This is a genomic window from Solidesulfovibrio carbinolicus (assembly GCF_004135975.1).
In the GTDB taxonomy this organism is placed as follows: domain Bacteria; phylum Desulfobacterota; class Desulfovibrionia; order Desulfovibrionales; family Desulfovibrionaceae; genus Solidesulfovibrio; species Solidesulfovibrio carbinolicus.
Genome location: NZ_CP026538.1, coordinates 922,623 through 945,685 on the forward strand (window position 1 = coordinate 922,623; position 23,063 = coordinate 945,685).

At 66.3% G+C, this 23,063-nt stretch carries 19 protein-coding genes; 9 read left to right on the plus strand and 10 right to left on the minus strand.

Annotation, left to right across the window (positions count from 1 at the left end):
- Positions 1-36: 36 nt before the first annotated feature.
- The 4 genes from C3Y92_RS04105 to C3Y92_RS04120 all read right to left on the minus strand — a co-directional run bounded on the left by C3Y92_RS04105 (position 37) and on the right by C3Y92_RS04120 (position 4,115).
- Positions 37-1,005 carry a polyprenyl synthetase family protein gene (locus tag C3Y92_RS04105; RefSeq protein ID WP_129349743.1) on the minus strand — a complete coding sequence of 323 codons (969 nt, stop codon included), beginning with the start codon at positions 1,003-1,005 and terminating at the stop codon, positions 37-39.
- 61 nt (positions 1,006-1,066) lie between these two features.
- On the minus strand, positions 1,067-1,891 hold the full coding sequence (locus C3Y92_RS04110; protein ID WP_129349745.1) for an MqnA/MqnD/SBP family protein: 825 nt from the start codon (positions 1,889-1,891) through the stop codon (positions 1,067-1,069).
- 107 nt (positions 1,892-1,998) lie between these two features.
- Positions 1,999-2,796: a futalosine hydrolase gene (gene mqnB, locus C3Y92_RS04115; RefSeq protein WP_129349747.1), complete on the minus strand. Its 798-nt coding sequence runs from the start codon at positions 2,794-2,796 to the stop codon at positions 1,999-2,001.
- Between the two features lie 5 nt (positions 2,797-2,801).
- A complete protein-coding gene (locus C3Y92_RS04120; protein ID WP_129349749.1) occupies positions 2,802-4,115 on the minus strand; it encodes a nucleotide sugar dehydrogenase in 1,314 nt (437 codons plus the stop codon).
- Between the two features lie 118 nt (positions 4,116-4,233).
- Between C3Y92_RS04120 and C3Y92_RS04125 the strand changes: the two genes are divergently transcribed.
- Positions 4,234-4,440, plus strand: coding sequence for a DUF2065 domain-containing protein (locus C3Y92_RS04125; protein WP_006920120.1), 207 nt, complete (start codon positions 4,234-4,236; stop codon positions 4,438-4,440).
- 223 nt (positions 4,441-4,663) lie between these two features.
- Here C3Y92_RS04125 and C3Y92_RS04130 read toward each other — a convergent pair whose 3' ends face one another.
- Both C3Y92_RS04130 and C3Y92_RS04135 read right to left on the minus strand, forming a co-directional pair.
- A complete protein-coding gene (locus tag C3Y92_RS04130) occupies positions 4,664-5,380 on the minus strand; it encodes a ubiquinone/menaquinone biosynthesis methyltransferase (protein ID WP_129349751.1) in 717 nt (238 codons plus the stop codon).
- Positions 5,373-5,582, minus strand: a complete 210-nt coding sequence (locus C3Y92_RS04135) for a hypothetical protein (protein WP_015862212.1) — start codon at positions 5,580-5,582, stop codon at positions 5,373-5,375. Before C3Y92_RS04135 ends, C3Y92_RS04130 begins: the two co-directional genes overlap by 8 nt.
- Before the next feature lie 490 nt (positions 5,583-6,072).
- Between C3Y92_RS04135 and C3Y92_RS04140 the strand changes: the two genes are divergently transcribed.
- The 4 genes from C3Y92_RS04140 to C3Y92_RS04155 all read left to right on the plus strand — a co-directional run bounded on the left by C3Y92_RS04140 (position 6,073) and on the right by C3Y92_RS04155 (position 10,579).
- The gene (locus tag C3Y92_RS04140; RefSeq protein WP_129349753.1) at positions 6,073-7,113 is read left to right on the plus strand and encodes a hypothetical protein; all 1,041 of its coding nucleotides are present in this window, start codon (positions 6,073-6,075) and stop codon (positions 7,111-7,113) included.
- A gap of 3 nt (positions 7,114-7,116) precedes the next feature.
- The gene (locus C3Y92_RS04145; RefSeq protein WP_129349755.1) at positions 7,117-9,750 is read left to right on the plus strand and encodes a cytochrome ubiquinol oxidase subunit I; all 2,634 of its coding nucleotides are present in this window, start codon (positions 7,117-7,119) and stop codon (positions 9,748-9,750) included.
- Positions 9,751-9,858: 108 nt separating this feature from the next.
- Positions 9,859-10,212 carry a hypothetical protein gene (locus C3Y92_RS04150; protein WP_129349757.1) on the plus strand — a complete coding sequence of 118 codons (354 nt, stop codon included), beginning with the start codon at positions 9,859-9,861 and terminating at the stop codon, positions 10,210-10,212.
- Positions 10,213-10,300: 88 nt separating this feature from the next.
- A complete protein-coding gene (locus C3Y92_RS04155) occupies positions 10,301-10,579 on the plus strand; it encodes a hypothetical protein (RefSeq protein WP_129349759.1) in 279 nt (92 codons plus the stop codon).
- A gap of 203 nt (positions 10,580-10,782) precedes the next feature.
- On the opposite strand, the gene C3Y92_RS04160 is transcribed toward C3Y92_RS04155, so the two are convergent.
- From C3Y92_RS04160 to C3Y92_RS04175, 4 genes are all read right to left on the minus strand, one after another.
- Entirely contained in the window at positions 10,783-11,910 is a 1,128-nt protein-coding gene (locus tag C3Y92_RS04160) for a DUF362 domain-containing protein (RefSeq protein ID WP_129349761.1), read from the minus strand.
- Positions 11,907-14,357, minus strand: coding sequence for a mechanosensitive ion channel domain-containing protein (locus tag C3Y92_RS04165; protein ID WP_235669608.1), 2,451 nt, complete (start codon positions 14,355-14,357; stop codon positions 11,907-11,909). The genes C3Y92_RS04160 and C3Y92_RS04165 overlap by 4 nt, the downstream gene beginning before the upstream one ends.
- Positions 14,358-14,410: 53 nt before the next feature.
- Entirely contained in the window at positions 14,411-15,163 is a 753-nt protein-coding gene (locus C3Y92_RS04170) for an RNA methyltransferase (RefSeq protein WP_129349765.1), read from the minus strand.
- 207 nt (positions 15,164-15,370) lie between these two features.
- The gene (locus C3Y92_RS04175) at positions 15,371-16,843 is read right to left on the minus strand and encodes a hypothetical protein (protein ID WP_235669609.1); all 1,473 of its coding nucleotides are present in this window, start codon (positions 16,841-16,843) and stop codon (positions 15,371-15,373) included.
- Positions 16,844-17,271: 428 nt separating this feature from the next.
- Between C3Y92_RS04175 and C3Y92_RS04180 the strand changes: the two genes are divergently transcribed.
- From C3Y92_RS04180 to C3Y92_RS04190, 4 genes are all read left to right on the plus strand, one after another.
- Positions 17,272-17,994: a glycosyltransferase gene (locus C3Y92_RS04180; protein WP_129349769.1), complete on the plus strand. Its 723-nt coding sequence runs from the start codon at positions 17,272-17,274 to the stop codon at positions 17,992-17,994.
- 41 nt (positions 17,995-18,035) lie between these two features.
- Entirely contained in the window at positions 18,036-19,202 is a 1,167-nt protein-coding gene (locus C3Y92_RS04185) for an AI-2E family transporter (protein WP_129349771.1), read from the plus strand.
- 52 nt (positions 19,203-19,254) lie between these two features.
- Complete coding sequence (locus tag C3Y92_RS21080) at positions 19,255-19,395, plus strand: hypothetical protein (protein WP_165352062.1); 141 nt, start codon at positions 19,255-19,257, stop codon at positions 19,393-19,395.
- 238 nt (positions 19,396-19,633) lie between these two features.
- Positions 19,634-23,044, plus strand: coding sequence for a chemotaxis protein CheB (locus C3Y92_RS04190; protein WP_235669610.1), 3,411 nt, complete (start codon positions 19,634-19,636; stop codon positions 23,042-23,044).
- The last annotated feature ends 19 nt before the right edge of the window (positions 23,045-23,063 follow it).

Here is a 23,063-nt window from a genome sequence, read left to right on the forward strand (position 1 = left end):
GGTCAAAGGTGAGCGGACAGGCCGGCGGACGCGGTCCTATTTGTCCCGGGCGAGCATGGGGGCCAGGACGTCGCCGATCAGTTCGGCTTCGGGGGAAGGCGGGAACTTGGCCAGGGCGGCCTGGGCCTTGGCCAGGTATTCGCCGGCCATTTCCCGGGTCCTCTCGGCGTGTCCGCCGGCAACGACGTTGCCGCGCAAATATTCGATGTCCTCGGCCGACAGCTGGTCCTGGCGGAAGTCCTCGGCCAGCCGGCGTCGTTCCTCGAAGGGCAGGCCCTGGAGGTAGAGCAGAAGCGGCAGGGTGACCTTGCCTTCCTTGAGGTCGCCGCCCGTGGGCTTGCCCGAAACCGTGGCCGGGGAGGTGTAGTCCAGGGCGTCGTCCACGAGCTGGAAGGCGATGCCGATGTGGTGGCCGAGGTCGGCGGCGGCCTGGATCAACGCCGGCGAAGCGCCGGCCAGCACCGCGCCGCACTGGCACGAGGCCTGGATCAGGTAGGCGGTCTTGCCGGTGATGATGGAAAAATAGGTGGAAAGCGGCAGATCGACGTCGCGCAGGTGGGCGATTTCGAGGATCTCGCCGGTGGCGGTCTGGAGCAGGGCTTCGGAAAGGAGTTTCGTCAGCTCGGGATTGTCGTATTCGGCGACCAGGCGGTTGGCCAGGGCCAGCAGCACGTCGCCGGCCAGGATGGTGTGGGTGGAGCCGAACCGGACATGGGCCGATTCGCGGCCCCGGCGCAGTTTCGCGCCGTCCACGATGTCGTCGTGCAGCAGGGTGGCCGAGTGGAGAAACTCCAGGGAACAGGCCAACGGGTAGACGTCGTCGCCCCGATAGCCCATGGCCCGGGCGGTAAGGATGGTGAGCAGCGGACGCAGGCGCTTGCCTCCGGCCAGCAACACATGGCGCACGACCGGCTGGACCATGGGGTTGAGCGTCTCGGTGGCGCTTTCCAGGTACCGGTTGATGGCCGGGACTTCCCGACTGACAATGTCCGCGATATCGCTCATCCGCCGGGGTTTAACAGCATTCCTTCGGGGCTGGCAAGGGGGTCGCGGCCGGGAAATGGCGTCACGACGCCCTGTTTGTGCGACTCGCCAGCCCGGCCAGACGGGCCAGGGCGGCCCGGCCAAGCTCGCCCATGTCCAGGCTGAGCTCCCCCACATAGGCCTTGATGTGGGCGTCGATGACCTGCTGGTCGATTTCCCGGGCAAAAAGGCGCACCAAGGGCGCGACCAGGCCCGGTTCTTTCCGGGCCGCAAGCAGGCTTTGGCGAAGCAGCGCGCCCAGGGCCGCCACGCGCTCGCGCCCCAAGCGTTTGTTGGCCAGGATGACGCCCAAGGGCACCGGCACGTCGGGCATCTGCCCCTGCCACCAGACGCCGAGGTCCAGGGCGACGGCAAGGCCGTGGCCGGCGGCGGCCAGGGCGGTTTCGTGGATGAGAAGCCCGGCCTCGGCCCGGCCGGCGGCCACGGCCTCCACGACGGCGTCGTAGCGCACCGGGACGAAGGCGGCGTCGGGCACGGGCAGTTCGGGACGGTCCTCGGCCAGGGCGGCCCGCAACAGCGTGGCGGCGGTGGTGCGAAGCCCGGGCACGGCCACGGTCCTCGGCCGGCCGGCAAACCCCTTGGCGGTCACGAGCTTGGGGCCGGCCCCGAAGCCGAAGGCCGCGCCCGAGGGCAGCACGTCGTAGTCGCCGGCCAGGGGCGCGGCCATGGCGGCGGAGACCTTGACCACGTCGTAGGTTCCGGCCAGGGCGGCCTCGTTTAAGGTCTCCACGTCCTCAAAGGCAAAGGTCGCCCGTCGGTCGGGCAGCCCGGCCCGGCCGAGGATGACGGCCCCGAAGATGACCACGTCGTTGGGGCAGGGGGAAATGGCGAAACTGACGGCGTCCATGGCGGCCTCGCGGTGCCTCCCGTAAAAATATGACAGTATTTTTATGAAAAATAATGGGTTAGTCTGTTGTCCGAGAAAGGCCGTAAGCACTTTTCAGGGACGCGACACTAGCCAAGGAGGATGGCAACGGTCCGGCCCAGGGCGGCGAAGGCTCCGGGCAGGTCCCATCCGTCTGGCGGGCGCGCGCCCACGCGGTTGGACACGCTTCGCAGCTCCAGAAAGGGCAGGCCGGCGGACGCGGCGGCCAGGGCCGCGCCAAAGCCTTCCATGGCCTCGGTGAGGGGCGCGTAGGCGGCGCGCAGGGCGGCCTCCCGGGCCGACGAGGCCGTGACCCCGGCCACGGTGAGGCCGGCCCCGGTCACGACGCCCTCCGGCAGGGGCAGGCCCATGGCCGTGGCGGCCCCGGCCGGGTCGAGGGCCAGGCGGTCGTACACGTCGCAGCCGTCGATGACGGCCTGGGGAAAGGCGATGCCCCGGGCATCGACCTCTTCGTCGCGGCGCAGACCGTATTCGGGAAAGATGGCGGCGGTTGTGGCCGTCACGGCCCCCAGGGGGGCCATGGCCAGGTCAAAGCTGCCGCAGATGCCGAGGTTGACCACCCCGGCCAGTTCGCCCCGAGCCTCGCCAATGGCCCGGCCCACGGCCATGGCCGCGGCCACCGGGCCCACGCCCGTGACCAGCACGAGAAAATCCCGGCCGCCGCGACGCCAGGGAGTCGCGCGGCCGGGCAGGGGCGGGGCCGGCGCGCCCAGGGGCGACAGCGCGGCGCGGTATTCCTTGGCCGTGGCCAGGGCCAGGAGCACCGGCGCGGCCCGGAAACGGGAAACGCCCCCCGGACCGCCGTGGCGGTCCCGGCCTGGGGCCGGGGCGCGCGGCGGTCCGGGGGGCGAAACGGATGCGGGCATGGGGCCTACAGCCGCCAGTAGCGGAAGCCGGCCGCCTCGGCTGCGGCGCGCTCGTGGATGCCCTTGACGTCGATGAGGATGGGCGTGACCGTGGGCCGAAACCAGGTCGCCAACTCTTCGAGGGACAACGCCTTGAAGGCGTCGTGGTTGACGGCGATGATCAGCGCATCAAGATCGCGCAGCTCTTCCTGGCCGACCAGGGTCAGGCCGTATTCCTCGTGGGCTTCCTCGGAAGAGGCCATGGGGTCGTGAACCAGGACGTGCATCCGGAAATCGCCAAGCTCACGGATGATGTCCACGACCTTGGTGTTGCGCAGATCGGGCACGTTTTCCTTGAAGGTGAGCCCCAGCACGCCGATGCGGGCGCAGCTGGCCCGGCACTCGGAGCGGATGAGCATCTTGATGGCGACTTCGGCGATGTGCTTGCCCATGGAGTCGTTGATGCGCCGGCCGGCCGGAATCACTTGGGGGTGCAGGTTGAGGCTCTGGGCCTTGTAAAGCAGGTAGTAGGGATCGACGCCGATGCAGTGCCCGCCCACCAGTCCCGGGCGAAACGGCAGGAAGTTCCATTTGGTTTCGGCGGCGCGAAGCACGTCAACGGTGTCGATGTCCAGGCGCTCGCAGATAAGCGACAGCTCGTTCATCAGCGCGATGTTGATGTCGCGCTGGGTGTTCTCGATGACCTTGGCCGCCTCGGCCACCTTGATGGACGGGGCCTTGTGGATGCCGGCCGTGACTACCGCGCCGTACAGGTCGGCCAGCAGATCGGTCACTTCCGGGGTCTGGCCGGCCACGACCTTGACCACGGTGGAAAGCGTATGGACCTTGTCGCCGGGGTTGATGCGCTCAGGCGAATAGCCCACGAAAAAGTCCTTGCCGCAGGCCAGTCCCGAACCCTTTTCCAAAAGCGGCACGCAGACTTCCTCGGTCAGTCCCGGGTAGACCGTGGACTCGTAGACCACGATGGACCCTTCGCCGATGTGCTGGCCCAAAAGCCGCGACGCGCCGACCAGGGGCCCGAGGTCGGGCACGCGGTTGGCGTTAATGGGCGTGGGCACGGCCACGATGAACACCTTGCAGGCGGTCAGATCGGCCGGATCGCAGGTGTAGCGCAGGCTGACCTCGGCCATTTCCTCGGGCGAGACTTCCAGGGTGCTGTCTTGGCCGGACAGCAGCTCGGCCACCCGGGCGGCCTTGACGTCGAAACCGACCACCTCGAAATGGCGGGCCAGGGACACGGCCAGGGGCAGGCCGACATACCCAAGGCCGATAACGGCCACCGGGGCCTTTTTGGCGCGAATATCCTCAAAACTGATCAATGGGGTTGCTCCTTTTTAGGGAAGGGCCCAACGGGCCGAATGCCGCGATAGCGCAAAGCGCCGAAACCGGCAAGACGCACGGCTTTACATGTCGCGGCCGAAAACGTAGCTTTGGCGGATGGAATTCGACTGGAAACTCTTCCTCACCGGCCTTGGCCTCGCCTTCATCCTGGAAGGGCTGCCGTACTTCCTGGCCGCCGAAAAAATGCCCACCGTGCTGCGCGCCCTGTCCGAACGCAAACCCAGCGAACTGCGGGGACTGGGCTTCACCGCCATCCTGTCCGGCCTGGCGCTGTTGTTCTTTTTGCGTGGCACCGGGGGATAGAACAGCGGGAAGAGGGAAGATGCCTCCGGCGGCCGGGGGCCTGAGGCCCCCGGACCCCCCATATGGTCTGCGGTGAGCGTTGTTGTTTCCCTGGCTCATCACTGTTTGGGGGGCGCTTTTTTGTCAGGCTTCGCCTGACAAAAAAGCGCCCCCCAGTCAGGGAGGGTCCGGGAGGGGGTTACCCCCTCCCGGCCGCCGGAGGCATTCTTCTCTTCCTCTCCCTCTACGCTTTCACGCCAGCATGTAAAAACACGATGCCGCCGGCCATGGCGCGGTAGTCCACGGAGGCGAAGCCGGCCTGACGCATTTCTTCGGCCAGCACGGATTCCTCGGGGAATTCGCTGATGGTGGCGGCCAGATAGCGGTAGGCCTCGTCGTCGCCGGAGATGAGTTTGCCGATGCGCGGCAGGATGTTGCGCAGGTAGAAATTGTAGAGTCCCCCCCACATGCGGCGTTTGCCGGTGCCGAATTCGAGGATGGCCAGCCGGCCGCCGGGCCGGATGACCCGGGCCAGTTCGGCCAGGGCTTCGGGGCGCGGGCGGATGTTGCGGATGCCAAAGGCGATGGTGGCCCCGGCCACCGAGGCATCGGGCAGCGGCAGCACGCGGCCGTCGGCCACGGTGGGGTGGATGCGCCGGCCAAGGGCTGTGTCGAGCTTGCCCAGGCCCGCCCGCAGCATGGGTTCGCAGACGTCGGCGGCGAGGATGGGGCGGTCGCTTCGGCGGGCGATGGCGATGGAGACGTCCAGCGTCCCGGCGGCCAGGTCGAGGATGGGGCCAGGCGGCAGTCCCGGGGCCAGAAGCGCCCGGACCATGGCCCGACGCCAGGCGATGTCCAGGCCCGCCGAGAGCAGGTGGTTGAGCAGGTCGTAGCGGCCGGCCACCCGGCCGAACATGCCGGCCACCCGGCGGTTGTCCCCGGGAACGGGCAACTCAGCCATTGTCCTGTCCGCCTTTGGCGATGACCCGCACTTTTTCGCGCGTCTCCCCGGCCGTTTCGTTGCGGCTGATCACCCGCAGCACTTCCTCATAGATGGGGCCGAAGTGTTCGGTGAAGTTGCCGGGCGAGATGCGGCCGGTCTCGACGAACTTGACCACGATTTCCTTGGTCACTTGCAGGGCCATGTTCTCGCGTTTTTCCATGGGGGTGTCGTCCTTTGGGGCGGCCTTGCCGGCCTGCCGCCTATGGTGACGGGAAGCTTCCCGTTTTCTGGCGTAAAAACCCGCCCGGTTAAAGGGGAAATGGCCTTGGACCGTCCAAGGGCAAAGGGCCGGGCGGGAAAAGGGAAAAACCAGGGTAGGCACTCCCCTTTTTTGCGCTGGCCCTAGCACGGCGCGGCCGGCGCGTCGAGGGGCGGGGCAGGGGGCTGCGGCGACGGCCGCTCGGGGCTGGCTGGCCCTTGGCCGAACGTCCGGGCCGCGACGTCGGTCGAGGCCAATGCCGCTTGGCGGTCGAGCTTGGCGGTCGAGCTTGGCGGCAGGCCCGAACGTGTCGTGGAGTGTGGTTGCGAGCCTTTTTCGTTGTGATGGCTCCCATATTTTCGTATAGAACGGGGGAACTCTGGAGAATGGGCCGCCGCAAGGCCTGCGAAAGCTTCCGCGCCACCCTGGCCGGGAAGGGAGAGACGTTTCCATGTCCCCAGTCATGACCCTGGCCCCGGGCGAGGCCATCCCCGGCCCGTGGGGCCTTTTCGAGGCGCTGCTCGTACTGACGTTCGCCGCGCACATCCTGGTGGTCAACGTGGCCCTGGGCGGTACGCTGCTGACCCTTTTCGCCCCCGGGGCAGGCCGCGAGACGGCCGTGGGGCTGGCCAAGCGCCTGCCGTCGGCCGTGGCCATCGGCGTCAACCTGGCCGTGCCGCCCTTGCTTTTTGCCTCGGTGCTCTACGGCCACTACCTCTATACCGCCGCCATCGTCTCGGCCGTGCCCTGGCTGTCGCTTTTCATGGTCGTCATGATCGCCTACGCCCTGCTCTACGTCTACCAGCCCCGGGCCGGCGCGCCGGGGGCGGGGCTGTTGCCGGCCGCCTCGGCCGGGCTGCTGCTGGGGGCCAGCCTCATTTTGGTCAACGTCTCGACCCTGGCCGTGCGGCCGGACCTGTGGACGGGCTATTTCACCGCCCCGGCCGGCCTGGTGACGGCGCTTTCTGATCCTACCTTCCTGCCGCGCTGGCTGCATTTTCTGGCCGCTTCCCTGGCCGTGGGCGGGCTTTATGTGGCGCTTTTTTCGCGCAAGGCGGCCGACGCCGGCGCCGGCGAGCGCAGCCGCACGGGCCTGCGCTGGTTTATCGGCGCGACCCTGGCCCAGATTCCCGTCGGACTGTGGTATCTGCTTTCCCTGCCGCGTCCGGTGATGGAGCGGTTTTTCGGGCTGCATACCGGCGGCTCCCTGGCCTTTGTGGCCGGGCTGGGGCTGGCAACGGCGGCGCTTTTGGCCGCCTTTCGGGGCCGGCCCGGCCGGGCGGCTTTTTTCACGGCCCTGGCCGTGGTCTGCATGGCGGTGGTGCGGTCGGTGGCGCGGCTGGGCTATCTGGCTCCGCAGTTTGATCCGGCCGCCTTGCCCATGGATTTTCAGGTCGGGCCGTTCGTCTTTTTCGTCGGGAGCACGGCGGTTGCGGCCGTGGCGACCGTCTGGGCCGTGGCCGCCTACCGCCGCACGGCCAAAAGGGGTTAGGACATGGATTTTCCCGTCTGGCAACTCGGAGCCTTCGGCGGCGGCTTCTGGATCATTCTTATCGCCGTGTTGCATGTGTACGTGGCCCATTTCGCCGTGGGCGGCGGGCTGTTTCTGGTCCTCACCGAAGCCATGGCCCGGCGGACCGGCTCGCGGCCGCTGCTGACCTACCTGCATCGCCACACCCGGTTTTTCCTGCTGCTCACCATGGTTTTCGGCGGCCTGTCCGGGGTCGGCATTTGGCTGACGATCTCGCTACTCTCCCCCCAGGCCACGCTTATCCTGGTGCGTTCCTTCGCCTGGGGCTGGGCGGCCGAATGGGCCTTTTTCGCCGGCGAGATCGGGGCGCTTCTGATTTACTACTACGGCTATGACCGGCTGGACCCCAAGCGCCACATGCTGGTCGGCTGGCTCTATTTCGCCTTTGCCTTCCTGTCGCTGTTCACCATTAACGGCATTATCGGCTTCATGCTCACCCCGGGCGACTGGCCGGCCACCCGCGATTTCTGGGACGGCTTTTTCAATCCGACCTTCTGGCCGTCTTTGGTGCTGCGTTTCGCTTTGGGGTTGATGCTGGCCGGACTGTTCGGCTTTGCCACGGCCCTGGGCATCGGCGACGAGGAGGCCCGGGAGACCATGCTGCGGGCCTCAAGCCGCTGGGCCGTGGCCGCCGCGCCGGTGCTGCTGGTGTCCGGCTGGTGGTACGTCGACGTGCTGCCCGAGTCCGTGCGCGACTTCTTCCTGCGCCGGGCCAGCGAGATGGCCGCCTACCGGGCCGCCTGGCCGGCCATGCTGCTGGCCGTGGCCGTGGGCTCGTTGGCCCTGGTTTCCCGGCTGCCGCTGGCCCTTCGCCGGGTGTTGGCCGTGTGTCTGCTGCTGGTCGGGCTTGGCATCGTCGGGGCCTTCGAAACCATGCGCGAGGCCGCCCGCAAGCCCTGGCTCATCGAAGGGATGCTCTGGTCCACGGACATTCGCCCGAGCCAGGCCGCGCCCTACGAAGCGCCCATCCTGCCCCGGGCCAAGTGGGCCGGGGCCCATGAGGCCACCCCGGACAACACGCTCGCCGCCGGCGCGGACCTCTATACGCTTCAGTGCCTGAGCTGCCACAGCATCGACGGGCCGGTGCGCGACATCCGCAAGTTCACCCGCCATGTGGGGGCCGTGGGCCTGGAAGCCTACCTCACGGGCCAGGGCAAGCTGTTCACCCACATGCCGCCATTCCTCGGCAGCCCGGCCGAGCGGGCCGCCCTGGCTGCCTACATCGCCCAGGACATCAATAAGATGCCCCCGGCCAAGGACACGCCGGCCGAGGTGACCCCGGCCGAGGTGGCCATCCCGGCCTTTGACCCGGAAAAGGCCACCCACCTGGTGCTGGCCGTTGGCGAACTCGGCGTGGTGGCCATGGCCGGCTGCGACGGCTCGTTTTCCCTGGCCGTGCCGGGCAATGGCTTGCGAGCCGTGGTGGTCAAGCGCGACGTGCTGCCGGAAGCGGCCACCGAGGGCCTGACCGTGCGCTACGCCGCCCCGGACGGAGCCAAGGACCCGGCCGGCCGGCTGGACTTTTGGAAATACGCCAAGGCGCTTGTGGGCAAGGAACTCGCGCCCAATGTCTCGGTCACGGGCCTGTCCCCGGACGGGACCCTGGCCGCTTCGGGCAAGCTTTTCGCCGCCGCCGGCATCCCGGTCTCGCCCTACGGGGCCTCGGGCAAGGTGAACCCCTATCCGGTCTTCACGGTGACGGCCGCCGACGCCTCGGGCGCGACCGTGGCCGAAACCAAGGTCCCCCTGGCCGTGTCCACGGAAATGGGCTGCAAGACCTGCCATGGCGGGGACTGGCGCGAGGGGGGCGAAACCGGCGTCGCCAAGCCCACGGCCGCAGCGATCCTGGCCGTCCACGACAAGCGAAACGGCACCACCCTGGCCGCCCAGGCCGCCTCAGGCTCTCCCGTGGCCTGCTTCGGCTGCCATCCCGACGCCGGACCGGGCGCCGCCGGCCTGGCCGGACGCAAGGAGCTGCTGTCCTTGTCCGCCGCTGTCCACGGCTTTCACGCGTCGTACATGACCGGGCTTGGCGAGGAGGCCTGCAACCGCTGCCATCCGACCGCGCCGACCGGCGTCACCCAGGCCCAGCGCGACAACCATGCCGCCGCCGGCATCGGCTGCCCGCGTTGCCACGGCTATATGGAAGACCACGCCATCTCGCTTCTGAACTTCGAAAAAGCCGCCGGCAAGGCCGCCGCGTCGCGCCTGCTGGCCCCCCTGGCCCCAAGGCTCGTGGCGACAAGCGCCGCTGTCCAGCCCCGGGCCGCCTGGACCCAGCTGCCCGATTGCCTGACCTGCCACAAGGACTTCACCCGTCCGGCCAAGGACGCCTCGGCCTTTAACACCTGGACCAAGGACGCGGCCGGGCTTTTCCGCAACCGCACCGAGGACACCGGCAACATCCCCTGCGCCGCCTGCCACGGACCGCCCCATGCGACCTATGTCGCGGTCAACGACTACGGGCTTGACGTCAACAACATAGCGCCTATGCAATATGTGGGCGCGCCCGGGGTGGTGGCCTCGGGCAAGCGCTGCGACGTCTGCCACACCATCGAGATGGACGGCGACGTCCACCATCCCAACATGAGCAAGTAGCGGCCGCGCCCCGTCGCCCGTCCGAAGTCGGGCGGCGGGGCCGTTCCCGGCTCCGGGGCGGTTCCGCCGCCCGTGGACGCCAGGAGGAACGCGAGAGGAGGAGCGGGCATGAAGACGCGCGCCATGATGCTGGCGGCGGCGTTGGCCCTGTTGACGGCGTCTCAGGCCGAGCCGGCCCGGGCGGCCGGCGGGGTGGCCGTGACCCCGGAAATGCGCCGGGCCATGCAGGGCAGCATCGAACAGGACTGTCTCAAAAAAGAGGCGGAGTTCACGCGGCAGGGCTATTCCAAGGCCCAGGTGGCGGCCATTTGCCGCTGCGCCGCCCAGCAGACGTCCGCCTTGCTCAATTCCCAGACCGTCAGCCACATCCTGACCCATGGGGCCATGCCCGAGGACATGCAGCGCAAAGTGGCCTCGGCCACGGGCGGCTGCATCAAATCCAGCCGGCAGATCAAAAAATAAGGTGTTCTTGTCGTCGGCGTTTCGTGGGGAAAAATTCCATTGATACGGTAGATCAGTTTATGTATATCTCCTTCCGAGAGGAAGGTGCATGACAGCCAACGAACTTCAGGAGGCGATCTGGAGGGTGGACGGGATTCGCGTCGTGATTTTCATGGACGCGATCACGCCATTGCCTTTTGGCCAGGCCTGGAGCGACGCGTTTCCCGGCGACAGGACCGTGGCCGAATACCGCCAGGTCCGGTTGCAAAAGCTCACCGACGCCGGCATCGGCTACGCCATCCTCGATGGGGCGCTTGAAGCGCCGAGCAATAAAATAGTCCTGCAAGACCTTCGAGCTTCATATAAACGAAACGGAGCCTTCGGCTGAGACCGTCGGCTCCGTTTGTTTTGCAGTCCGCTTGCCAGTGCGTCCGGGCACGCCCTTTTTCTTGAAGTAACCCGCCGCATCCTGCAAACGCCGCGAGGCTGGTGTCGCGTCCACGAAAGCGCAGAGGGCATTCCGTCGGCAATGTGCTCAAATTATGATCTTTTTCTTAGCAAATACTATCGTATTTTGTCAGGAACGCCACACTAGACGCGCACCAGTTCGTATTCCGGCCGGCCCAGGCCCACGGCCGCGCCGTGGACAAAGGTCATGTCGCCGCGCGTCCACTGCCACAGGGCGGTGAACTTGTCCTCGCCCGAGTGGATGCCGTGTTCGAGCTTGCACTCGGGACAGGCCGCCTGCTCGTTGACCAGATCCAGGCAGGCCTTGTCCAGGGCCACCGGATCGGACGAGGCCAGAAAGCCGATGTCCGGCACTATGGGCGCGTCGGACCAGGGCACGCAGTCGCAGTCCGGGGTGACGTTGACCAGGAAGTTGACATAGCCCACCCGGCCGGTTTTGCCGGTCACCGCGCCCAGGGCGTATTCCACCATGCGCTCCATGAAGGGCACGATCTCGGTGCCCCAGTCGATGCTCATGGCCTTTTTGGGGCACACGGTCAGGCATTCGCCGCAGCCGATGCAGGCCGCCTTGTCGATGACCGCCTTTTTCCCTTTCATTGCGGCTGCGCCCACCGGGCAGACGGCCACGCACTCGGCGCAGCCGATGCACTTCTTGGGTTCCACCACAAACCGTACGCAATGCTGGTCCTGCTTGCCGGCCCGGGGGGCGCAGCCCATGGCCAGGTTTTTGACCGCGCCGCCAAATCCGGCCAGCTCGTGGCCCTTGAAGTGGGACAGAACCAGCAGGGAGTCGGCCCGCACGATGTCGCCGGCGATCTTGACCTTCTGGAAATGCTTGCCGCTAATGGGCACTTCCAGGACGTTGGTGCTGTCCAGGCCGTCGGCGATGATGACCGGCGCGCCGAGCACGGCGTAGTCGAAGCCGTGTTCCACGGCCGTGAGCAGATGGTCCACGGCGTTGTGGCGGCTGCCGGAATAGAGGGTGTTGGTGTCGGTGACAAAGGGCCGCCCGCCTTGGGCCTTGACCAGCTCCACCACGGCCCGGGCGTAGGTGGGGCTGATGTGGGTGTCGCAGCCGCGCTCGCCGAAGTGGAGCTTTATGGCCGTGAGGTCGCCTTTCTGGACCACGTCGCCAAAGCCGGCGGCCTCGAAGAGTTTCTGGATCTTGGCGGTGCGGTTGCGGCCGGCGGCCCGGGCGCGCAGGTCGGCGAAATAGACCTTGGCCGGCTGGGGGGCTTCGTCTTGGGTCATGGCGTGGTTCCTTTGTCGGGTTCGTCGCCCGTCCGGGCCGGGCGGCCGGCCAGGCGTTGTTCCAGGGCGCTTAAGCGCTCGTTTACGGCGGCCAGCAGCCGGGCGGTCTCGGCGAAGTGGGGCGCGGCGAGATTCTCCAGGGCCGGGGCCGTGCGCAGATGCAGGTCGGCCTGGGGAAAGGCGATCTCGATGCCGGCTTCCCGGAACAGCCGGTCGATGGCCGTGCGGATCGTGGACAGGGAGCTGACGGCGCTGTTGACGTCGGCCAGCCAGACCCGCAGCTTGAAGTCCAGGGTGCTGGCCCCGAAGTCCCAGTGGAGCACGGCGGGCGGGGGATTTTGCAGCACGGCCGGACACTGCCCGGCGGCGGCCAGAAGCAGCTCGCGCACTTTGTCCGTGTCCGAGCCGTAGGCCACGCCGATGTTGACGTCGCGGCGCACGGTCGGGTCCTTGTGGCTCCAGTTGACGATGCGCCCGGACACCAGCTCGGAATTGGGCACGAACACCGTGGCGTTTTCCCGGGTGAGCACCTCGGTGTTGCGGATGTTGACCTCCTTGACCACGCCCTCGCCCTCGCCGATCTGGATGGTGTCTCCGGCCTGGATGGAACGGCCAAAGAGCAGGATCAGGCCGCTGACGAAGTTGTTGACCGTGGTTTGCAGGCCAAAGCCGATGCCCACCGACAGGCCGCCGGCCACCACGGCGATGCTGGTCAGCGACAGCCCCAGCACCGACAGGGCGAAGACGAGATAGAGTCCCCACCACAGATACGTGTTGATGGTCAAAAGCGTGGCCTTGGCCCCGCGCTCCACGGCCCGCCGCCGGCCGGCGATTTCGGCGACAAAGGCCGCCGACAGGGCGATGGCGGCCCGGGCCACGTAGAAGCCCAGCAGCAACAGCACGAGCTTTTGCAGGCTGATGCCCACGGATTCGATCCGGGCCTCGGTGTTGAGGACTTCCAGGAACACGTTTTCGCCGCCGTACTGGTTGGAGAGCAGCCACAGGAACAAAAACAGGCTGGCCATGAAAAAGAAGGGAAAGCCCGCGCCGGTGAGAATGCCGAGATAGATGGGCGGCCGGCCATGGCTGTGGCGCATTTCCAGGATGCCGAGAAACCGGGTCAGCAGGGCGGCGCTGCGCAGGGCCAGGGCCACGTAGAAAAGCCCCGAGGCGCACAGGATGGCCGTCTGGGGCAGACCCAGCAGGGAGCAGACGGCCAGGGGCGGCAGGGCCAGGGCCAGGATGCGGGGAATGGCCCGTTCCAGGGGCATGTCCTTGGGCGTATCCCGGCAGCGCCGCCAGAAGGCCCGGGCGGAGAGAAGCAGCACCACGGCCATGATCGGGCCGGTGAGGGTCTCGGGGTAGCGGCCGGCCTCCAGCATCAGCCCCAGGGCGAAAAGCCGCCAGGTGGGCCACAACACGGCCGGCCGGCGCAGGTCCCGGTCGCGCAGGGCCAGACGCGAGAGGCAGACCAAGGCGGCGGCGTAGAGGATCTCGCCCACGGAAATAAGCTGGGTGAAAAGGAAAAACGGCGCATACTGGGCCAGCACCATGAAAAACGCCCCGCCGGCGGCGCAGGCCCCGCCCCGGGTCACATACTGCCGGCCCGTGGCCGACAAGCCGTGCTGGCCGGCGTAGCGCCGCACGGCCAGAAACGCGCCGAACACCAGGACGGCGGCCAAAAGGCCCATGGCCGCGCCGTGCAGGAGCGCGGCCGGCATCCCCGGGGTGTCCAGAAGCTCCAGACACAGGCCGGCCCAGAGCTTCCAGTCCTCCACATCCTCTTCGACGTAGCGCGGATAGGAGGAGGAAAAAATCGTCGGGTTGGCGTCGGTGTAATAGGTCTTCCAGGCCGGGGCCAGGGCGGTCTGAAGTTCGTTTTCGGCGGCGTCGAGCTGCTCGCTCAGGTCGCGCAGGGGGGCGGTTTCGGCGGCCAGGCCGTCGCGCAGGGCGAGGACTTGCTGACTGAGCTCGGCGATGGATTCCTGGATCGGGGCCAGGGCGTCGCGAAAACGCTCGGGGATTTCGTGGCGGGTGATTTCGGCCAGCTTGCCGCGATACGATTCGAGCAGGGCGACGTTCTGTTCCAGGGAGGCCCAGGTTTGCTGGGGCCGTTGGGCCAGGTGGTCAACGTCCTGGCGCAGGCGGGCGATGCCGGCCAGCACGGTCCGTATCTCCCAGGGGTCCGTGGCCGTGGCCTGCCACAGGGCGAGCCTAGCCCGGTCGCGCAGGAGGCGTTCCTGCTCGGCCGCGAAGCTGGCGGCCTCGGCGGCCCGGCGGGCGTTGAAGGCGGCCAGCCGGCCGCGCACGATCTTGTCCTGGCGGTCCAGGGCTTCGAGGACCAGACTCCAGGATTGGTCGGAGTCGCCGGAAACCGCCGGGACGGCGGCAAAAGCCCCGGCCGGGACGGCCAGCAGCAGCCAGACGGCAACCAGAATGCTTTTCATGGGCATATCCGCCCTGATACGGATTTGCCCGGCCCCTGTCCATGGGGCCGGCGTCAGTCGGCCCGGGGCTTGTCCCGGCCCGGCCCCAGGGCCCATTTGATCTGGCGGCACACGCCCATGAGCAGGTTGAACTCGTGGCGTTTAAGGCCCACCCGGTCGATGAAGCGGCGTACCGGCAGCATCCAGTAGTCCGGGTTGTCGGCCTTCAAAAAATCGATGGCCAGCAGGGATTCGCGCAGGGCCGCGAAAAGCGACTCGCGTTCGGCATGGGTGGCTGCCCGGGACGGCGAAGGCTGATCGACCTCTTCTTCCAATCCCTTGGACGCCTTGAAGATCTCGTAGCACACCACGAGCACGGCCTGGGCCAGGTTCAGCGACGTGGCCTCGTCGGCGGTGGGGATGTTGACCAGCCGGGAGCACAGCTGGGTTTCCTGGTTGGACAGGCCGGCGTCCTCGGGGCCGAAAACCACGGCCACGCCGCCGCCGCCTTGCAGCGTTTTGACCGCGCCGCCGGCGGCCTGGCCCGGCGTCAGCACGCTTTTGCGCCAGCCGCCGAGCCTGGCTGTTGTGCCGTAGACGGCTTCGGCCCCGGCCACGGCCTCGGCCAATGTGCCGCATATTTCCATTCTTTCCAGCACCAGCCCGCCCTTGCTGGTGGCCATGGGCTTGGCGCGCTCCAGGTCAAACGCCGGGGGATCGACCAGCACGAGCCGGCCCACGCCCATGTTGGCGCAGGCTCGGGCGGCGGCTCCGACGTTTTCGGAGAATTTCGGGCGAAACAGGACGATAGTGAGATTTTTGAGCATACGCGTTTGTGGGGAGGACCTCCCCCCTTTTTTTGGCAAAACCTTTATCGGATTGGTCCGATCGCCCCGACATCCTTCCTGAACCCTTGACTTGGGAGCGGCGTTTTGCCGGCGGCAGGGTCTTCCCTGCCGCCGGCAAAACGCCGCTCCCCGATCAGGGGGGCCGGCGGCCCCCCCCGGCCGCCGGCATGTCTTTCTCTGCCAGCCTTACGCCGCCGAGGCCACGAGCTTTTTGACGCCTTCGAGGTGGGGCAGGAATTTCTCCTCAGGCGCGATGACGATGACGAGCAGCAGATCGTTGCCCTTGGGGACCACGGCCATGGCCATGTTGTGGTAGTGGGGGATCGAGGTGATCTTGTACTCGTCCTTTTTGTCGCGGTCGTAATCGGGCTTTTCCTGGAGTTCCTTGCGCCGCTCCACCTTGATGTATTTGAAGACTCCGATATTGCGCTGGCCGTCCTTGGCGGCCACGGCCTCAACGCCCAGGGGTTCCACGACCACGGCGTTGCGCATGTGCCCGAGGATGGCCTCGGCCAGCTTGTCGGCCGAAAATTTGCCTGCCGCCCCTTGCAGCACGAAAATGCGCCCTTCGACGCCCTCGCCGGTCAGGGCCAGGGTCTTACCCATGCCCGACAGGGGGGACTGCGGTTCGGTCAGGGTGACCAGGGGGCCGGCCGTGCGCAGGATGTCAAAGGCCACCACGGAGTCGATAAAGCCCTGCTTGCCGCCGTTGCGTTTGCTGGCTTCCAGGAGCCGGCCCAGTTCCGGTTTCTCGGCCACGGCCACTTCCACGGCCCGGGGCGGCGCGCCCGTGGACCAGGCCACCGGCATCTGGCACACGAAGCCGCCCACGGCCTGCTGGGCGCAGGCCACCTCGGGCGCGGCCGGGGCGGGCGCGTCCTCGACGGCGGCGCGTTTGCCGGCGCGTTCGGGCTTGGCCGGTTTGCCGCCCTTGGCCTTGGGCGAGGGCTCGGGCTCGGCGGCGGCGGCGAGCTTGTGCTGCTTGTCGATGTCGGCCACGGCTCTTTGCACCAGGCGCTGGGTCACGGTGCCCAGGGTCAGGCCGCCGGCCTGGGCCGCGTCCACGCCGAGAAACCCGGTCAGTTCGCGGTTGATGGTGGCTTGTTCGGTGAACTGGCCTTCGTGGAGCTGCCGCCCGGACACGCCGTCGAGGATGCGGTAGCGCAGGGTGACGTTCCAGGCGCGTTGCTCCTTGGCGTTGTTGATGGAGCCGATGACGCCCTGGCCAAGCGAGGCGCTGCCCAGGAAACTGCCCATGAGCGCGCCGGCGAACATGGCCGAATTCTTGTCGGTGTAGCTGAAATTCAGCGTCTGGGCCGAGACGTCGGCGATGTCGAAGACCACGAACCACTGGGGCGGGGTGATCTTGTGCTTGCTGAAGCGTTTGGCCACGGAGCCGTCGCCGAGGTTGGCGGCAATGGAAATTTCCTGGTAAATATTGGAAAGCGAGTTTTTCTCCATGACTTTGAAGTTTGCCTTGCCCAGTTCCAGTTCGCCGTACTCCCGCAAATTGTCCGCCTTTATCTGGGATAGGAACTCGTAGGTCTTGGAGGTGAGCGTGCCGCCGACGACAATGACGCTCGGCCCTGCTTGGGCCGCATTTTCGTAAGTCGCATCCTGATACATGTTGGGAGCCGCCAGGTCGCGAGCTTGTTGCATGGATTTTCCGCAGCCAACAAGCAGAAACAGTGACAGCAATAGACAGATTTTTTTCAGCAAGTGCATGGCGTCTCCCCGAGTTTTCTGCGGTTTGAAAGCTTCTTCAGTTGTAGGTGAACACGGTCTGAAAATGATCATCTGCATCGAAATGGTTCACCTGTATTTTCAAAACCAGGGAGTCCTGTCAACGGACGAACGCTGTAGGGTGCAGGAAAACCGAAACCCGCACCGAGGAGGCCAAGGAACTCTTGCGGCGGCCAATCGAAACCGATGATGCGTTGTCTGGGCAGGACAGACCTGTGCAAAACCGCGGCCGGGACGTTTGGCGACAAGGGCGTTTGAGGGGGCGGCCGGCGCTGTTTGACGCCGCTTGCGGCGGCGGGCATCATCGCCTTGGCCAGGCGGCCAGGCCGCCCCAAGGAGCCGTCATGCCCTTTGCCCATGCCATCATCACGCGCTTTAACGTGCACATCAACGCGATCGCCTACGATTTCCGCCTCGGCTCCACCTGGCTGGTCGAGCGTTTCGAGCTTTTCCGCCGTTTCTGCCTGCCCTCGGTGCGGGGGCAGACCTGCCAGGATTTTCTGTGGTTCGTGCTCTTTGACGAGGCCACGCCGCCGCCGTTTCGCCGGCTGATCGCCGCTTTGGAAGGCTACGCCAACTTCCGGCCGGTCTACTGCGGCGCGTTCGAAACGGTCCTGCCCCGGGCGCGCCAGGCCGTGGCCGAGGCCTTCCCGGACGCGCCGTGGCTTTTGACCACGCGCCTGGACAACGACGACGCCCTGTCACGCCACTTCGTGGCCCGGCTGCACAAGGTCGTGACGGACCTGGAGGCCGGCGGCCGCCTGCCCCAGGGCGAACTCTACATCAACTTCCCCAACGGCCTGCAATACAAGGACGGCACGATCTACGACTTTTTTGACGCCACCAACGCCTTCGTGAGCCTGCTTGAACGCAACCGCCCGCCGCATACGGTTTTCTGGGTGGACCATCCGGCCATCTACGACAAGGCTCCGGTGGCCCAGATCGAGACCCGGCCCATGTTTATGCAAAACGTCCATGCGCGCAACGTCTACAATTACGTCCGAGGCAAGCCCCTGGGCGACGCGTCCATCTTGACGGATTTCGACCTGGAACTGGAAACATCCTGAAGACGCCCGCAGCGGCGGACACGGCAACCAGGAAGAGGATTATGCCCAAACAAGACGAACGCCTTTCCCCCTCGCCCGCCGTTGCGGAGCGACCGCAGCCGGCGTTGCCGGCCGACCCGGCTGATGCGGACGGCGACGAGCACGGCCCGCTTCATGCGCGGTATTACCGCCCATTTTTGCTGCTGGTTTTTCTGGCGGCGGTGGCCACGGTGGGAGGGCTTTTATGGCCGTTTCGCCATGCCGTCATCCTGGCCGCCATCCTGGCGATTTTGCTTTCGCCGCTACGGCGGCGCATGGAGGCCGCGCTCAAGGGTTCCCGCTATCTGACCGCGGCCCTGTTGACGGCGGCCACCCTGGTTTTCATCGTTTTGCCCGCGGCCGTCCTGGCGGCCGTCTTGACCAGCAAGGCCGGGGCGCTGCTGGTCGAGGGCGTGCAGTGGTGGAGCGAGGGGGGCGTGGCCAATCTCCTGGACCGGCTCCAGGCCGTGGCCCTGCCCGACTGGGTGCAGGGGCTGCTGGACATGATTCCCATTGATTCCCAGGGCCTCAAGGGCAGCCTGCTTGGCGCGGCCGGCGCGGCCGGGCGGCAACTGTTGGCCATGGGGCGCGGGTTGGCCGGCCAGATGGCCGGCTTTGCCGCCCAGACGGTGATGCTGGTGCTGTTTTTGTTTTATTTCCTGGCCCAGGCCGACCAGGTGGTGCGGGGCTTGCGGCTGTTGTCGCCGTTGCGGCGCAGCCAGGAGCAGGAGCTCACGGAACGGCTCAAGACCGTGACCCGTTCGATTCTGGTCGGCGGCGCGGCCGCCGGGTTGTCCCAGGGACTGGCCACCATGCTCGGCTTGTGGCTGGTGGGCATCGATCCCTTGTTCTGGGGCTTCGTGGCCTTGCTGGCGTCGTTGATCCCGGTGGTGGGCACGACGCTTATTCATGTGCCGGCCATTGTCTATTTGTTGTCCCTTGGCGCGATGGGCAAGGCGATTTTTTTGACGCTGTGGTGGCTTGTGGTGGTGAGCACGGTGGACAACTTGGTGCGTCCGTTTTTCATCCGCGAGGGCGCGCAGTTGCCGCTGCTGCTGATTTTCGTGGCCATCGTCGGCGGCGTGTTGCTCTTTGGCCCCCTGGGGCTGATTTACGGTCCGGTGTCCATGAGTCTGTGTCTGGTGGTGTTCCAACTCTTCGTGGAGGCCCAGACGCGGCCGGGCTCGTGACGCAGGGGTAGCCGCCGTCCACGACGGCCGGAGGGTCAAGGCGATGCCTTCTGTGAAGACGAAATTGCAGGTGACCACGGACAGCTGGTTTCTGCCGTTGGTGCAAGGCCAGGTGCGGGCGTTGGCGGAGATCGGCAGCGCTGTTGTCCGCGGCGCGGCTGGCGATGTCGCGCGGGCAGGCGTCGTTTATTGAAAAAATGCAACAGTTATTGAGTCTAATATTTTTCGGGCATGACAAACCAATACGGCGGTACATTATTTGTAGAACGGCTTGCCTTGGGCCGTTCTCGTGGTGGCCTGCGCTTGCATGTCGCTGGCTTCAAAGTATATTGGAGACAGTGGCCGAGCCGTGACAGGCGGCCGGCAGGCCAGGGCCGCGTACGCGGCGTTGTGGCCGGCCGTTTTGCAACGCGATGTACGCTGGGGAGTTTATGGATACCGCTGACAGAGAACCAAAGTATTACGTAGGGATAGGCGCATCTGCCGGCGGGCTCGAAGCCCTGGACGCGTTTTTTTCCCAAATGGCGGTGGACAGCGATATGGCGTTTATCGTCATCCAGCATCTTTCACCGGATTATAAAAGCCTCATGGTGGAGTTGCTGTCCAAGCGCACGGCCATGAACGTGCGCCGCGCCGAGGAAGGCATGGCCGTTACGGCCAACACCGTCTACCTCATTCCGCCCAGGAAGCAGCTCACCATCTTCCACGGCAAACTCCTTTTAAGCGACATCGACCACGCCAAGGGCATCAATTTGCCCATCGACATCTTCTTCCGTTCCCTGGCCGAGGACCAGGGGGACAAGGCCATCGGCATCATCCTCTCGGGCACTGGCAGCGACGGGGTTCGCGGCATCCGGGCCATCAAGGAGGCCGGCGGCATGATCATGGTGCAAAGCGAGGATTCGGCCAAGTTCGACGGCATGCCCCGCGCCGCCATCGCCACGGGGCTGGCCGACATGATCCTTGCCGCCGACGCCATGCCCGGCAAGCTCATCTCCTTCGCCAAACACCCCTTCACCTCCGCCCCCGGCCATCCCCAGGCCCTGCTGTCCGACGAGGACGGCCTGACCCGCATCTTCGCCTTGCTGCGCGAGCAGACCAAGGTGGACTTCACCTACTACAAGCCCAGCACCGTGCTGCGGCGCATCGAACGGCGCATCACCGTCTGCCAGACCGCCAACCTGCGCGAATATGTCCGCCTGCTGGAGTCGAGCCCGGGCGAGGTCACGACCCTGTACCGGGAACTGCTCATCGGCGTGACCAGCTTCTTTCGCGACCGCGACGTCTTCACGGAGCTCGGCAACGTCTATCTGCCCGCCCTGCTCAAGGCCAGCGAACAGCGCGAGGTCCGTTTCTGGGTGGCGGGCTGTTCCACCGGGGAAGAGGCCTACACCCTGGGCATCCTGGCTCTGGAGTGCATCGAGCGCCTGGACCGGCCGCTTTCGGTGAAAATCTTCGCCACCGACATCGACCGGGACGCCATCCTCCATGCGGGCAACGGCCTTTACGCCGAATCCATCGCCGCCGACCTGCCGCCGGGCATGTTGGCCAAGCATTTTGTGCGCCGCGACGACCACTATCAGGTGAATCGCCATCTCCGGGAGATGGTGGTGTTTGCCCAGCACAACCTGACCAAGGACCCGCCCTTCACCAACATCGATATGCTGAGCTGCCGCAACATGCTCATCTACCTGCAGCCGGTGCTGCAGCAAAAGGTCTTGGAGTTCATGAATTTCTCCCTCAATCCCCAGGGCCTGCTGCTGCTTGGCACCAGCGAGACGCCGGGGGAAATGGGGGAGTACTTCGAACCCCTGCATCACCGGTTCAAGATTTTCCGCTCGCGCGGCAAACGTCGTCACCCCGTTGAAAAACCGCTGTTCCAAGGCACGGGGGACCGACTTTCGCGTCAGTACGCCTCGCGGTTTTTCCGCAACGAGTACGCCCTGGGCCAGCGCGAGGAGGAACGCATCCAGGACAGGCTCCTCCAATCCCTGGCCGGGGATTACGTGCCCCTGGTGGCCGTGGTCAACGAACACCACGAGCTGTTGCATCTGGTGGGCGAATCCGAGGGGCTCCTGCGCCTGCCGTCGGGCAAGCAGAGCAACGACATCACCCGCATGGCGGTCAAAGAGCTGGCCATCCCCCTGGCCACGGGCCTGCAGAAGGTCTTCCATTCGGGCCAGGAAATCAGCTACGCCAACATCCGCCTTCCTGCCCGCGACGGGGTCAGGACCATCGTCATGCGCATCCGGCCCCTGGCCGAGAAAAAAGGGCAGTTGCCGCTGGCCGCGGTCATCCTCCAGGAGTCCGCGCCCAGCAAGTCGGAAGCCCAGCCCGGCGCGGCCCAGGTACTCGACATCAGCCGCGAAGCCGAACAGCGTATTCTCGATCTGGAACAGGACCTCCAATTCACCAAGGAAAACCTGCAGGCCACCATCGAGGAGCTGGAAACCTCCAACGAGGAACTCCAGGCCACCAATGAGGAGCTCCTGGCCAGCAACGAGGAGCTGCAAAGCACCAACGAGGAGCTCCAGTCGGTCAACGAGGAACTGCACACGGTCAACGCGGAGTACCAAAACAAGATATTGGAACTCACCGAGATGACCAACGACCTGGACAACCTCATCTCCGCCACCCAGATCGCCACGGTGTTTCTGGACGAGAATCTGGAAATTCGGAAATTCACCCCGGCTGCAGCCAACATCTTCCGCATCCTGCAAAGCGACGTCGGGCGCCCCATCTCCCATCTGACCCACCGGCTGCACGGGGTGGACGTCATGGAGGCGCTGCACCAGGTGGAGCGTCAAGGGCAACCCGTGTCCCAGGAAGCCTGCACCCTTGAAGGCGAATGCTACCTCATGCGCGTGCTGCCTTACGCCATCGGGTCCTCGACCTCGTCCGGGATGCTCATCACCTTCATGGACACCGGACCGCTCAAGCAAAGCCGGGACGCCCTGGCCATGCATCAGGAACTCCTGATCAAGACCCAGGAAATGGCCCGCGTCGGCAGTTGGCAGCTGGACCTTGGGACCAGACGCCTGGATTGGTCGGCCGAAGTCCACCGCATTTTCGGCACCGATCCGGAGACGTTCTCTCCTACCTACGAGACCTTCATGGAACTGGTGCACCCCGAGGACCGGGAAACCGTCGATAAGACCTACCAGCGCGCCCTGCGGGACGGCGTCCCCTACGAGGTCGTCCACCGCATCGTGCGGCCGGGAGGCGAGGTGCGCATCGTCCAGGAGAAATCCGTGGAGACGCGCAACGAAGCCGGACAAGCCACGATCTCCATGGGCATGGTGCTCGACGTCACCGACCTCGTCACCGTCCGCGACGCCCTGCGCCTGTCTCAGACCTATCTGCGCAGCGTCATCGACGCCCTGCCGGCCCACCTGGTCATTTTGGACCAGGACGGCGTGATCGAATACGTCAACGCGGCCTGGCGGACCTTTGGCCGCGACAACGGCCTGCGCCTGCCGGCCGACGCTGTGGGAGCCAATTATCTGCGTATCTGCGAGGCGGCCACCCCCCCGTGCCACGAGGAAGCGCTGCGTACGGCCCAGGCCGTGCGGGCGGCCCTGGACGGCCGCGACGAGCCTGCGGCGATCGAGTACCCCTGCCATGAGGAAGGCCGGCAACGCTGGTTTCTGGTCCGCATCCAGCCCTTTGACACGCCCAAGGGCCGAAGGGTGCTGTTGGTGCACGAAAACATCACCGTGCTGAAAGCCGCCGAGGAACGCCTGGGCAGGGGGGGCGCGCTCCCAGGCGACGCGGCGGCCGCCGTCGAAACGCCCCAAGCATCAGCCCCGGCCAAGCCGGACAGCCAGGACAAACAGCCCTGAAACGGCTCGCGCGACGGCC